A 12,064-nucleotide genomic window follows, 5' to 3' on the forward strand; every position below is an offset into this window, starting at 1 on the left:
GCTCCGCTTCGGTTCTCGAAAACCACCCCACCTGACTCGCCGGAGCGAATTCTGGATGCCTCCTTAGCGGCGGCCGAATCCGCCCGGCGTCGGCGTCGTCACGATGACGGCTTCGCCGGCCTCGAGCAGCGTCTGGTCGCAAGCCTTCAGGACTTCGATGCGGCCATCCTTGCGGCGGACCTTGGTCGAGCCGACCTCGCCATCGCCGCCGCCGTCCAGGCCTTGCGGCGGGCGGTTGCGATGTGAGGACAGGATCGCGCATTCCATCTTTTCGAGGAAACGGATGGTGCGCTCGGTGCCGTCGCCGGCACTCCATTTGCCTTTGCCGCCGGAGCCTTCGCGGATGTGGAAATCCTCGAGCAGGACGGGGAACCGCAACTCCAGCACTTCCGGGTCGGTCAGGCGCGAATTGGTCATGTGGGTGTGGACGCCGGAGGTGCCGGCAAAGCCGCGACCGTTGTTCATCCGGCCTGCCGGCGAGCCGGAACAGATCGTCTCGTAATACTGGTACTTTTTGTTGCCGAAGGTGAGGTTGTTCATCGTGCCTTGCGCATTGGCCATCGCGCCCATGGCGCCGAACAGCGCATTGGTGACATGCTGCGAGGTTTCGACATTGCCGGCGACGACCGCGGCAGGGTAGGTCGGCTTCAGCATGCAACCCTCGGGAATGATGATGTGGATCGGTCTCAGACAGCCGGCATTCATCGGGATCATGTCCTCGACCATGACGCGAAAGGCATAGAGCACGGCTGCGCGGGCGACCGGCTCGGGGGCGTTGAAGTTGTTCTTCATGACCGGCGACGTGCCGGTGAAGTCGACGGTCGCCTCACGCTTTTGCCGGTCGATCGATATCTTCACCTTGATGATTTGGCCGGTGTCGGTCGGATACTCGTATGCGGAGCTGTCGGGCAACCGCTCCAGCACGCGGCGCACGCTTTCGGCGGCATTGTCCTGGACATGGCCCATATAGGCCTCGACGACGCCAAGGCCGAAATGCGCGACCATCTGGCGCAGCTCGGCAACACCCTTTTCATTGGCGGCAATCTGCGCCTTGAGGTCGGCGATGTTCTGGTGCGGATTGCGTGCCGGATAGGGGTGGTCGGTGAGCAGCGTCTCCAGCTCCTTCTCGCGGAACCGGCCGCGATCGACGATGCGGAAATTGTCGAACAGCACGCCTTCCTCGTCGACGGTGGTGGCGAGCGGCGTCATCGAGCCGGGCGCCGTGCCGCCGATATCGGCATGATGGCCGCGCGAGGCGACGTAGAAGAGGATCTCCTCCCCCCTTGAGGGGGAGGTGCCGCCGAAGGCGGCGGTGGGGGTCTCCCCAGAAGGCACCGCCAGAGCGTCGAACCCAGTCGAGCCGACCCCACCCGGCCGCGGAGCCTGTCCTCGGGCTTGCCGGAGGCAAGACCCGTGGGCGGCCACCCTCCCCTCAAGGGGGAGGGAAAAGACAGGCGTCACCACCGTAATGTCAGGCAGATGCGTGCCGCCATTATAAGGCGCATTCAGAGCAAAGACGTCGCCGGGGTGAATGTCTCCGGAATTGAGCCGGATGATGGTTTCCACCGAACGGTCCATGGAACCGAGATGCACCGGCATGTGCGGCGCATTGGCGACCAGCGCGCCATTGCGGTCGAAGACGGCGCAGGAGAAATCCAGCCGTTCCTTGATGTTGACCGAATAGGCGGTGTTTTGCAGCGTCACGCCCATCTGTTCGGCGATCGACATGAACAGGTTGTTGAACACCTCCAGCATGACCGGATCGGCCTCGGTGCCGAGTGCCGCCAGCCGGCGCTTTTTCTCGATGCGGCGCAGGAGCACGTGGTTCTTGGCGGTGATTTCGGCCTGCCAGCCCGGCTCGACGACGATGGTCTGGTTCGGTTCGATGACCAGGGCAGGGCCGCCAAGCTTGTGCCCGGGTTTGAGCGGCTCGCGGCGGAAGATGCCGGCGTCTCGCCATGTGCCGTCGACGAAGATTTTTCGATTTTCCGAAGGGCTTGCGGCGATGTCCTCAAGGATTGAATCACTTTCCTCGCGGACGGCGCCGCCGCTGTCGATGCCTTCGACGCCGACCGATTCCACGATCATCGGCTTGTCGTCATAGACGAAGCCGAACTGCGCCTTGTGGGCGGCTTCGAAATCCGCCTTGGCGCGTGCGATCAAGCCGTGCTCGAAATTCACCGGCAGCGCGGTGTCGGTGCCGTCGTAGCGGATCTGCAGCACCGGTTTGGAGGCGACGGCGTCCTCGGCAATGCCTTGCGCGGCAAGCTCGTCGATGACGGCTTTGCGCAACGTTGCGATGAGCTCGTCGATCGCCGGCCTGGACACTTCCGCCAGCGGTTTCAGCAGCGCCTGCTGGCGCGAGGAAAAAATCGAGGACAACCCAATGCCATAAGCCGACAGCAGGCCGGAGAACGGATGGATCAGCACCGCCTCCATGCCGAGTGCATCGGCAACGAGGCAGGCGTGCTGGCCGCCGGCACCGCCAAAACAATTCAGGAGATATTCGGTGACGTCGTAGCCGCGCTGCACGGAAATCTTCTTGATGGCGTTGGCCATGTTTTCGACGGCGATGGTGACGAACCCTTCGGCGACCGCCTCCGGCGTCCGGCCGTCGCCGATTTCGGCGGCGAGCGCTGCGAATTTCTCGCGCACGGTTTGCACGTCGAGCGGCTCGTTCTGGCCGGGCCCAAAAATGGCCGGAAAGAAATCGGGCTGCAGCTTGCCCAGCATGACATTGGCGTCGGTGACGGCCAGCGGGCCGCCGCGCCGGTACGCGGCCGGGCCGGGATTGGCGCCGGCCGAATCCGGCCCGGCGCGAAAACGGCCGGCCTCGTAGTGCAGGATCGAGCCGCCGCCGGCGGCGACGGTGTGGATGCGCATCATCGGCGCGCGGATGCGCACGCCGGCAACCTCGGTGTCGAAGGCGCGCTCATAGCCGCCGTCATAATGGGCGACGTCGGTCGAGGTGCCGCCCATGTCGAAGCCGATGACCTTGTCGAAACCGGCGAGCTTTGCAGTCTCGACCATGCCGACGACGCCGCCGGCCGGACCGGACAGCAACGCGTCCTTGCCCTGGAACATATCGGCGGCGGTAAGGCCGCCGGACGACATCATGAACATCAGGCGGGGAGATTCCCTCCCCCTTGAGGGGAGGGTGGCGGCGAAGCCGCCGGGTGGGGGCGCCTCGACTGGGTTCGACGCTCTGGCGGTGCCTTCTGAGATGACCCCCTCTGGCTGCTGCGCAGCCCGCCCTTCGCTATGGCTCCGGGCGTTCGTCGCTGAAAAAGCCAAATCGTTGGCTTTTTCTCGGCCTTTGGCCGATCGCTCCTCACCCCCCTCGAGGGGGGAGAGGACGCCCAGCTCTTCCGCCACCTTCTGCACATACCTTGTCAGAATCGGCGACAAATAAGCGTCGACCACGGTCGTGTCGCCGCGGCCGACCAGCTTGATGAGCGGCGACACCTCATGACTGACCGAGATCTGCGAAAACCCCAGTTTGCTGCAGACTTTTGCAACCGCCTTTTCGTGGTCGGGATATTTCCAGGCATGCATGAACACGATCGCCACCGCGTCGATGCCGTCGGCCCTGGCTTGTTCGATGGCCGGGCGCATGGCGGCGATGTCGAGCAGCCTTTCGACGCTGCCGTCGGCGCGCACGCGCTCATCGACCTCGATGACGCGCTCATTGAGCTGTTCGGGAAGGATAATCTGCTTGGCGAAGATATCGGGCCGCGCCTGATAGGCGATCCTCAGCGCGTCGCGAAACCCCCTGGTGATGAGCAGCAGTACACGGTCGCCCTTGCGCTCCAGAAGCGCGTTGGTGGCAACGGTGGTGCCCATCTTGATGTCGCCGATCAGGCCGGATGGGATCGGCGCGCCGGATTTTAGTCCGAGCAGATCGCGAATGCCCTGGATCGCGGCGTCGGCATAGGCCTCGGGATTCTCGGACAGCAGCTTGCGCGGGTGCAGCCCGCCTTGCGGGTCCCGGCCGATGACATCGGTGAAGGTGCCGCCGCGGTCGATCCAGAAATCCCATTTGGCGGTCACGGCAGCTCTCCCGGGCATTTTATTGATTCAAATGTGCTAATTCGCCGTGGATTGGTGTTAATTCGCCATGGCTTCGCCGGCAACGCAAGAGCAGATGATGTTACATATGGAAACGCAATGTTATGAAACCCATGGGGCACTTGGTGCATTCTGTCCTCGATCGTCACCGGTAGCGGGGGCGTGATTAGAGGAGAGATGTCATGAAGAAACTCATTCTTGCGTCGGTTTCGGCGCTTGCCCTGCTTGGCGTTGCGGCTTGCAGCGACAGCGGCACGGGCGGGGACGCCACCACCACGCAGAGCACCAATCCGCCGGCCAACGAACAGCCGATGCAGCCGGCTCCTGACGCGACCAAGCCGGCCGAGCCGGCTCCGGCACAGCCTGCGCCGGCGCAGTAATTCTTATGTGATGAACAGAAGGCCGGCATCGTGCCGGCCTTCTGACTTCAGGACAGTCTTCTTGCGGCCGCCGCCGCAAGCTTGGTGGCCTGTCACTTTTTGCCCAGCAGACGGGGCCGAAATGGCAAGGTGACGAAGGCTTGCAGTTTCGCGCGCTATGGCGGCTCCTGCCTGCTGATTTCCATGATCGACGGTTGCGCAAGCTGCTCAGGCGGCCGCGAAACCGGCTGGGCCGGCCCTGCGGCATCGTCTTCAGCTTGATAGCGGTGGGCTTGATAGCGGTGGCCAGTTAGCCCTAATAGGTGCCCATGTCGATTTGGGACCGCCTCGGCGACTTCATCACCCGCGTTTCGTCCTCAACCTCGTCCGGCGTCGCCGACGTGGTCGAGGCTGTGCGCACGGTTTTCTCCGGCGACCCCGACCTGCGCCGGCGCGTCGCCTTCTCGGTGGCGATGATCGCGCTGTCGGCCAAGATGGCCAAGGCCGACGGCATCGTCACCCAGGACGAGGTGCGCGCCTTCCAGCAGATCTTCGAAGTGCCGAAGGACCAGACGCGCAATGTGGCGCGGCTCTACGATCTGGCCAAGCGCGACATCGCCGGCTTCGAGACCTATGCCGCGCGCATGGCGCAGCTTTGTGGCTCCGGCCATTCGAACTGCGCGATGCTGGAGGACATTCTCGACGGGCTGTTCCATATCGCCAAGGCCGACGGGCTGGTCCACGAGCGCGAAGGCCAGTTCCTGCATCGCATCGCCGAGATCTTCCGGATCGAGGAGGCGCACTACCAGAGCATTCTGGCCCGGCACGTCGATATGGGTGCGGCCGATCCCTATGTCGTGCTCGGCATCGAGCGGGGAAAAACCTTCGAGGAGGTCAGGAAGCGTTATCGCAAGCTGGTTTCGGACAACCATCCCGACCGGCTGATCGCACGCGGCCTGCCGCAGGAATTCATCAAGATCGCAACCAGCAGGATAGCGGCGATCAACGCGGCCTACGAGATGATCGAACGGGGCCTGCGGCACGCATGAGCGGCTTCCTGCCCGACGAGCCGAGCGCCGAGGTAAGGGTATCGCCGAATTTCGGTCCACGACGCGAGAAGCCCGACATGATCGTGCTGCACTACACCGGCATGGAGACCGGCGCCGGCGCCGAAGCATGGCTGTGCGATCCGGCCAGCGAGGTTTCGTCGCACTATCTCGTCCATGAGGACGGCCGCATCGTCCAGATGGTCAGGGAAAGCGACCGTGCCTGGCATGCCGGCAAGAGTTCCTGGTTCGGACGCAGCGACATCAACTCCTGTTCGGTCGGCATCGAGATCGTCAATCCGGGACATTCGCTCGGCTACCGGAATTTTCCGAAACGGCAGATCGATGCCCTGATCGGCCTGTGCAAGGGGATTGTTCAGCGCCATTCCATCCCGGCTCAACGGGTGCTCGCCCATTCCGACGTGGCGCCGGGACGCAAGATCGACCCGGGCGAGAGATTCCCCTGGAAGGCCCTGTTCGAGGCCGGTGTCGGCCATCTTGTCGAAGCGGCATCCGTCAGGCGCGGCGCGGTGCTGAAGGCCGGCGACGCGTCTGCCGAGGTCGAGGCGTTGCAGTCGATGCTGGCGCTCTACGGTTATGGCGTGGAGATATCAGGCGCTTTCGATCGGCAAACCGAAATCGTGGTCGAGGCTTTCCAGAGGCATTTCCGGCAACGCAAAGTGGATGGCGTGGCCGACGGATCGACAATTCGCACGCTGGAACGGCTGCTTGGCTCGGTGAGGGCAGTTCCGTCCAAGTAGTCTTTTCCTGGCTGTAAGTTACAGCCTGTCATTTAAAGTGACTTGCCCCGCCTTTTTTGCCGCCAATTCGACCGTCAAAGGCGATCCGTGCAAGTTGTCGGACCTACAGCCTCCCAAATGTTCCGACGTTGATTGGCGTAGCTGCGTGAAGTTCTTCGCGCGGTTCAAACAGAACAGGATCCCATGCAGAAATTGACCGTTTTAACGGCAGCTGTTGCTGCCGGCGTAATGACTTTTGCCATCGGTGCGGCCAATGGCGCGCCTTTGAGCCAGCGGGCCGACCAGGGTTTCATGACCGCGTCCGATAAGACTGCCACGCCGAAAGCCGGGCAAGATGCCGGAGAAAAAAGGACAGCCTCCGCAAAGGCGAAAAAAGTTGCTGCGGTGAAAGCGAAAAAGCCAGCATCCGCAAAGGCGGAAAAGGTCTCTGCAAAGAAGGCAGTCGTTGCAAAGAAGCCAGTCCTTGCAAAGAAGGCAGTCTCCAAGCGGCATGTGAAGCGCAACAGGACCCGCATCGACCAGGCGACGACGGCGTCGATCGGCCGGCAAAGCCGGGCGGCGGCGCCGAAGCCGGCGGCCGCTGGCGATAGCGGCCAGTATTCGACGGTCATCGAGCGTCATGCGGCCAGCAATGGTGTGCCGGTCTCGCTCGCCAAGGCCGTCATCATGATCGAGAGCAGGTTTCAGCCGAACCAGGTCGGCCGCGCCGGTGAGATCGGCCTGATGCAGATCAAGCCGTCGACGGCGCGGATGATGGGTTACAGCGGCTCGATCAAGGGTCTCCACGATCCCGAGACCAACATCAAATACGGCATGAAATACCTCGCCATGGCGCGCAACCTCGGCGACGGCACGACCTGCGGCACGATCCTGAAGTACAATGCCGGCCATGGCGCCAAGCGGATGAACCCGATTTCCGCGGCCTATTGCGGCAAGGTCAAAGTGCAGCTGGCCGCGCTTGGAGCGCCGGCGTAATAGACCGGGACCTGCTTTTTTGTTTGCGTTTTCGAATGTGAATCCCTTTATACGCCTTGCCAGCTGGCCGGGCGGCCGCACCCGCGAAGCCGAAAGGCTGCGGGTGAGGAAAGTCCGGGCTCCATGGAGACACGGTGCCGGTTAATGGCCGGCGGGGGCGACCCTAGGGAAAGTGCCACAGAAAGCAAACCGCCACGATCCGTCGTGGTAAGGGTGAAAGGGTGGGGTAAGAGCCCACCGCGCGACTGGCAACAGGAGCGGCACGGTAAACCCCACCGGGAGCAAGACCGAATAGGGGCGGTGCGAGGGGAAACCCTCGAGGGCTGTTTCCGGCTCACCGCCCGGGTAGGTTGCATGAGGCGCATGGCAACATGCGTCCAAGATGAATGGCCGCCACGTTCTCGCGCCGCAAGGGGCGAGGGCCATACAGAACCCGGCTTACAGGCCAGCTGGCAATTTTCGTCCAGATTCTACAAGGAAATCCCCTGATATCAGCAGGTTGCGTCTTCGGGCGCGCTTGCTGGTTCAGGCGCTTCATTGACTGAATCAGCTTTCACTGGGCTGTGCATGGAGCAAGCGTTTCTTGAAACTGGTGCGATTAAATCGTACCTTCCTGGTGCGGACGGTATCAGGAGCGCACCATGGGTCAGGTCGACAAACGCAGCATCACGCTCTCGCCGGAACTGGCGGCGGCGGTCGACGATGTGGTCGCCGCCGGCGAATATGCTTCGGCGAGTGAGGTGATCCGCGACGCGCTCAGGCAATGGAAGGACCGCCGGGACTTGCACGGCTACACGGTCGTGGAGTTGCGCAAGCTGGTGCAGGAGGGGATCGACAGCGGACCGGGACGATTTGCGTCGATCGATGAAATCAAGGCCGAAGCGCGTAGACGATTGAAACCCGATAACGCGGCATGAATTTGCTGCCCATCATCCGAACTGCAAATGCAGAAGAGGATTTGATCGCGATCTGGCTTCATATTGCTCGAGGCGACGAGGCTGCAGCGGACCGGCTGCTCGACCGGATCGAAGCGCGCTGGCAGCAACTGACGACTTAATCCTTTCTCGGGCGCACCGCGCGAAGACATTGCGCCCGGCATCCGCCATCTGGTCGTCGGCGAATACCTCACCTTGTACCGTGTCGATCAGCTTTTGCCGGAAGTCGCCGGACTTAGCGACATTCCTTGAATGTGGTGCGATTAGATCGTACCTTCCAGTGCGTCGATATTAGGAGCGCACCATGGGTCAGGTCGACAAACGCAGCATCACGCTTTCACCGGAATTGGCGGCGGCGGTCGACGATGTAGTCGCCGCCGGCGAATATGCTTCCGCGAGTGAGGTGATCCGCGACGCACTCAGGCAATGGAAGGACCGCCGTGATTTGCACGGCTACACGGTCGAGGAGTTGCGCAAGCTGGTGCAGGAGGGGATCGACAGCGGACCGGCGCTGGACGGGCCGCCAATCATGGAACGACTGCGCGCCAAATATCTGAAAATGGCCGAGGCCAAAGGCCTTGAGGAGTGAAATACCGCCTGCTTCCCCAGGCATTAATCGACCTCGAACTTATTGGCGACTACATTGCCGAACACAATCCTGATGCGGCGATCCGCCTGGTGAATGTCTTGGAGAGGCGTTGGGATTTGTTGACCCTGCATCCTTTCTCGGGCGCGCCGCGCGAAGACATTGCGCCCGGCATCCGCCATCTGGTCGTCGGCGAATACCTCACCTTGTATCGTGTCGGCGAGGATGCAGTCGAGATCCTGCGTGTGCTGCATGGCCGGCGCAATATCGAAGCCGACGATCTGGCTTGGTGATCGGTTCGTTCAACCGTCGACGCCGTCCAGCGACGCCTCGATCGCCTGCCAAAGCGCTTCCACCGGCTCGCAGCCGACCGACAGGCGAACAAAGCCCGGCGGCACCGCATCACCCCAGCGGGCGCGCCGCTCGGCCGAAGAGTGGACGCCGCCGAAGGAGGTCGCCGGCTGGATCAGGGCGCAGGCGCCAATGAACGTTTCGGCCCTGGCTTCACTCCCCAGGTCGAGGCCGACAAGGAAGCCGAAACGTTCCATTTGGGTGGTCGCCAGATTGTGCGAAGGGTCATCCTCCAGTCCAGGAAAGCGGACGGATTTCACGGCCCGATGATTTGTCAGGCGTCGGGCGATCAGTTCGGCCGATTTGCACATGCGGTCGAAGCGGACTTCCAGCGTCTCAAGGCCCCGATGGACCAGCCAGGCTTCGAATGGTCCGGGGATGGAGCCCGACAGTTTGCGCCACTCGCGGATGGCGGTGATGATGCCGGCGTCACGGCTGGCGACATGGCCGAACAGCGCGTCGGAATGGCCATTGGGCGCCTTTGTGTCAGCAGCAACGACGATGTCGGCGCCGAGATCGAGCGGGCGCTGACCATAAGGCGTCATCGTGGTGTTGTCGGCGACGACCAGCGCGCCGGCCTCGTGCGCAAGGCGCGCCACGCCAGCCAGGTCGCAAATGTCCAGCCCGGGATTGGATGGTGTCTCGACGAACACCAACCGGTAGCCGGAAAAACCGCCGTCCACAAAGGACTTGGTCGGTCGTGTGTCGAACGGGAGGTCGAAAGGTTTGAGGAAGCGCTCGGCAAGCAGGCGCGGCGTGTAGTAACCATCGGACGGCAACAGGATGCGATCGCCCGCCTTGAGCAGCGCGAAGAAGACCGCCGCGATCGCGGCCATGCCCGACGGGAACGCTACGGACGGCGCGTCCTCGAGGTGGCCGAGCAGGTCTTCCACTGCTTCCCACGTCGGATTGTCGTAGCGCCCGTACTGGCTGACGCCGGCCGGATTGCCGGGCAGATGGAAAGTGGTCGTCATTGTCAGCGGCAGCGAGACCGGATCGCCCCTGGCGAGCTTGACGCCACGCAAATGCGCGAGGGTGGCGGCGCGCGACTTCGCTGTTTCGGACATCGTTTTTTCGAACCCTGACTTTGAGGAGAAGGATGCGCAGACGCTATGCCGGGTGACACCGGCAGGCAAGCGCCGAACCGCGCCGGAAAACCGCTCTAAACGGTTCGTTAGGCTTAATGGAGCATAAGCACGGGAGTGCCGTCAAAGCTGCCCTCATCGGTTGTGGCGCGCGTTTGTGAAGCCTATTCCCGTTGACGCCCATAGTACCCCATGATATCCCATTTAGACATTCAAGCCTTCGTTCCGCGTCAGGGTGAAGCGTACGCCAATCGGGCAGCCGCGGCGGCTGCGCGTTCGCCCGTTTTCGGCTTTCGCAAAGAAGTGAGTTTTGGGCGGAACGAAGTGAGTTTTGGGCTGGGACCGCGCTGCGGCGGCGCGGGCGGGAAGATGCAGAGGGGTGCGGCGGCGCAAGCGGCCGTAACGCGTAATGGACCGGTTTCTGTCGAGCGCGGTGAACAGGATCGATGCGAAGGGGCGGGTGTCCGTTCCAGCGCATTTCCGTGCGGTTGTGCAGAAGCGCGGTTATTCGGAACTCTATGCGCTGCGCTGCCTGGACCGTCCGGCGATGGATGTCGGCGGGCTCGACCTGCTCGACCGCTACGAGCAGCGCATCGCGCAGGAAGACCCCTTCCTGCAGACCTCGGACGACATGTCGTTCTTCTGCCATGGCGATGGAACCTTTCTCAAGCTCGATCAGGACGGCCGCATCTCGATGACCGATTTCATCCGCGAGCACACCGGCATTTCCGCGGAAGTGGCTTTCGTCGGCCGCGGCAATTTCTTTCAGATCTGGGAACCTGGACGGCTCACCGCCTATGGGGCGGAAGCACGCGCCCGGCTTTTGCAGCTTCGGCAGGGGACGAAGCCTGGGGAGCGGCCGGAATGATGGCGGGCTACGGCGATGACCCTCACGCCGTTGGCGGACCGGCCCGTCACATTCCGGTCCTCCTTGCCGAAGTGCTGGAAGCGCTTTCGCCCAAAACGGGCGAGGTGTTCGTCGATGGCACATTCGGCGCCGGCGGCTACTCCAAAGCCATTCTGGCGAGCGGCGCCTCGGTTGTCGCAATCGACCGCGATCCGGATGCGATTGCTGCCGGTCGTGTTCTCGAGCAACAATCGGGCGGCAGGCTCCGGCTCGTCCAGGCGCCGTTCTCGACATTGGACGAGCATGTCGAAAGCGCCGGCGGCGTCGTGCTCGACATCGGCATCTCCTCCATGCAGATCGATCAGGCGGAGCGCGGTTTTTCGTTCCGTGCCGACGGACCGCTCGATATGCGCATGGCGCAAGTGGGCTTGAGCGCCGCCGATGTCGTCAACTCTTTCAAGGTGGGCGATCTTGCCCGCATCTTCGGGTTTCTTGGCGAAGAGCGCCATGCCGGCCGCATCGCCCGCATGATTGAAAGCCGTCGCGAAAAACATCCGTTCGAGCGCACGCTCGAGCTTGCAGACGCCATTGAGACGCATATCGGCCGTGCGCCGAAGGACAAGATCCATCCGGCGACCCGCGTCTTTCAGGCGCTGCGCATTTTCGTCAACGACGAACTCGGCGAACTGGCCAAAGCGCTGTTTGCGGCTGAACGCGTGCTGAAACCGGGCGGGCGGCTGGCCGTGGTGACGTTCCACTCCCTGGAAGACCGCATCGTCAAGCGCTTCATTGCCGATCGCGCCGATGCGGCGAGCGGATCGCGGCACCTGCCCGAGGCGCAGGCGCGCAGCGCCACCTTCAAAAAGATGGGCGGCGGCGTGACGCCTGGTGAGGCCGAGATATCAGCCAATCCGCGGGCGCGCTCGGCAAGGCTGCGCGCTGCGATCCGCACCGACGCGCCGCCGCGCGCCGGCGATTTTTCGATTTTCGGTCTGCCAAAACTTCCTGACCCAAAACTTCCCGGCGTCGAGCGGCCGGGAGAGAGGTGAGC

Annotated in this window: 12 protein-coding genes and 1 other RNA gene; 11 read left to right on the forward strand and 2 right to left on the reverse strand. The window is 63.0% G+C overall.

The genetic code is table 11. The annotated features are described in order from the left end of the window. Positions 1-63: 63 nt before the first annotated feature. On the reverse strand, positions 64-4,050 hold the full coding sequence (locus tag AC0L16_RS02870) for a hydantoinase B/oxoprolinase family protein (RefSeq protein WP_473618890.1): 3,987 nt from the start codon (positions 4,048-4,050) through the stop codon (positions 64-66). A 200-nt stretch (positions 4,051-4,250) separates the two neighbouring features. On the opposite strand from AC0L16_RS02870, the gene AC0L16_RS02875 reads away from it, so the two are divergent. The 9 genes from AC0L16_RS02875 (at position 4,251) to AC0L16_RS02915 (ending at position 9,023) form a co-directional block, all read left to right on the forward strand. Next, complete coding sequence (locus AC0L16_RS02875) at positions 4,251-4,448, forward strand: hypothetical protein (protein ID WP_202366999.1); 198 nt, start codon at positions 4,251-4,253, stop codon at positions 4,446-4,448. A 308-nt stretch (positions 4,449-4,756) separates the two neighbouring features. Beyond that, complete coding sequence (locus AC0L16_RS02880; protein WP_473618891.1) at positions 4,757-5,476, forward strand: TerB family tellurite resistance protein; 720 nt, start codon at positions 4,757-4,759, stop codon at positions 5,474-5,476. Further along, positions 5,473-6,234 (forward strand): N-acetylmuramoyl-L-alanine amidase, encoded by a 762-nt coding sequence (locus AC0L16_RS02885; protein WP_473618892.1) that lies wholly within the window; start codon positions 5,473-5,475, stop codon positions 6,232-6,234. Before AC0L16_RS02880 ends, AC0L16_RS02885 begins: the two co-directional genes overlap by 4 nt. 183 nt (positions 6,235-6,417) lie before the next feature. Beyond that, positions 6,418-7,209, forward strand: coding sequence for a lytic transglycosylase domain-containing protein (locus AC0L16_RS02890; RefSeq protein WP_473618894.1), 792 nt, complete (start codon positions 6,418-6,420; stop codon positions 7,207-7,209). Between the two features lie 59 nt (positions 7,210-7,268). Then, an RNA gene (gene rnpB, locus AC0L16_RS02895) (RNase P RNA component class A) lies at positions 7,269-7,666 on the forward strand. A 184-nt stretch (positions 7,667-7,850) separates the two neighbouring features. Continuing rightward, positions 7,851-8,126, forward strand: a complete 276-nt coding sequence (locus tag AC0L16_RS02900) for a type II toxin-antitoxin system ParD family antitoxin (RefSeq protein ID WP_473618895.1) — start codon at positions 7,851-7,853, stop codon at positions 8,124-8,126. Then, entirely contained in the window at positions 8,123-8,266 is a 144-nt protein-coding gene (locus tag AC0L16_RS02905) for a type II toxin-antitoxin system RelE/ParE family toxin (protein WP_473618897.1), read from the forward strand. The genes AC0L16_RS02900 and AC0L16_RS02905 overlap by 4 nt, the downstream gene beginning before the upstream one ends. 182 nt (positions 8,267-8,448) lie before the next feature. Next, entirely contained in the window at positions 8,449-8,733 is a 285-nt protein-coding gene (locus tag AC0L16_RS02910) for a type II toxin-antitoxin system ParD family antitoxin (RefSeq protein WP_027153799.1), read from the forward strand. Next, positions 8,730-9,023, forward strand: a complete 294-nt coding sequence (locus AC0L16_RS02915; protein ID WP_473618898.1) for a type II toxin-antitoxin system RelE/ParE family toxin — start codon at positions 8,730-8,732, stop codon at positions 9,021-9,023. Before AC0L16_RS02910 ends, AC0L16_RS02915 begins: the two co-directional genes overlap by 4 nt. Positions 9,024-9,032: 9 nt before the next feature. On the opposite strand, the gene AC0L16_RS02920 is transcribed toward AC0L16_RS02915, so the two are convergent. Further along, entirely contained in the window at positions 9,033-10,148 is a 1,116-nt protein-coding gene (locus tag AC0L16_RS02920; RefSeq protein WP_473618899.1) for a cystathionine gamma-lyase, read from the reverse strand. A gap of 427 nt (positions 10,149-10,575) precedes the next feature. On the opposite strand from AC0L16_RS02920, the gene mraZ reads away from it, so the two are divergent. Next, a complete protein-coding gene (mraZ, locus tag AC0L16_RS02925) occupies positions 10,576-11,034 on the forward strand; it encodes a division/cell wall cluster transcriptional repressor MraZ (protein ID WP_023798730.1) in 459 nt (152 codons plus the stop codon). Then, entirely contained in the window at positions 11,031-12,062 is a 1,032-nt protein-coding gene (gene rsmH / locus AC0L16_RS02930) for a 16S rRNA (cytosine(1402)-N(4))-methyltransferase RsmH (protein ID WP_473618900.1), read from the forward strand. The genes mraZ and rsmH overlap by 4 nt, the downstream gene beginning before the upstream one ends. Positions 12,063-12,064 lie beyond the last annotated feature (2 nt).

Source organism: Mesorhizobium sp. WSM4848 (assembly GCF_055811375.1).

What these genes read in the sequence shown, in the direction of transcription:
- AC0L16_RS02885 (WP_473618892.1), top strand. Translation starts at nt 5,473, where the DNA reads ATGAGCGGCTTCCTGCCCGACGAGCCGAGCGCCGAGGTAAGGGTATCG.
- AC0L16_RS02890 (WP_473618894.1), top strand. Translation starts at nt 6,418, where the DNA reads ATGCAGAAATTGACCGTTTTAACGGCAGCTGTTGCTGCCGGCGTAATG.
- AC0L16_RS02910 (WP_027153799.1), top strand. Translation starts at nt 8,449, where the DNA reads ATGGGTCAGGTCGACAAACGCAGCATCACGCTTTCACCGGAATTGGCG.
- AC0L16_RS02905 (WP_473618897.1), top strand. Translation starts at nt 8,123, where the DNA reads ATGAATTTGCTGCCCATCATCCGAACTGCAAATGCAGAAGAGGATTTG.
- rsmH (WP_473618900.1), top strand. Translation starts at nt 11,031, where the DNA reads ATGATGGCGGGCTACGGCGATGACCCTCACGCCGTTGGCGGACCGGCC.
- AC0L16_RS02920 (WP_473618899.1), bottom strand. Translation starts at nt 10,148, where the DNA reads ATGTCCGAAACAGCGAAGTCGCGCGCCGCCACCCTCGCGCATTTGCGT.
- AC0L16_RS02875 (WP_202366999.1), top strand. Translation starts at nt 4,251, where the DNA reads ATGAAGAAACTCATTCTTGCGTCGGTTTCGGCGCTTGCCCTGCTTGGC.
- AC0L16_RS02880 (WP_473618891.1), top strand. Translation starts at nt 4,757, where the DNA reads ATGTCGATTTGGGACCGCCTCGGCGACTTCATCACCCGCGTTTCGTCC.
- mraZ (WP_023798730.1), top strand. Translation starts at nt 10,576, where the DNA reads ATGGACCGGTTTCTGTCGAGCGCGGTGAACAGGATCGATGCGAAGGGG.
- AC0L16_RS02900 (WP_473618895.1), top strand. Translation starts at nt 7,851, where the DNA reads ATGGGTCAGGTCGACAAACGCAGCATCACGCTCTCGCCGGAACTGGCG.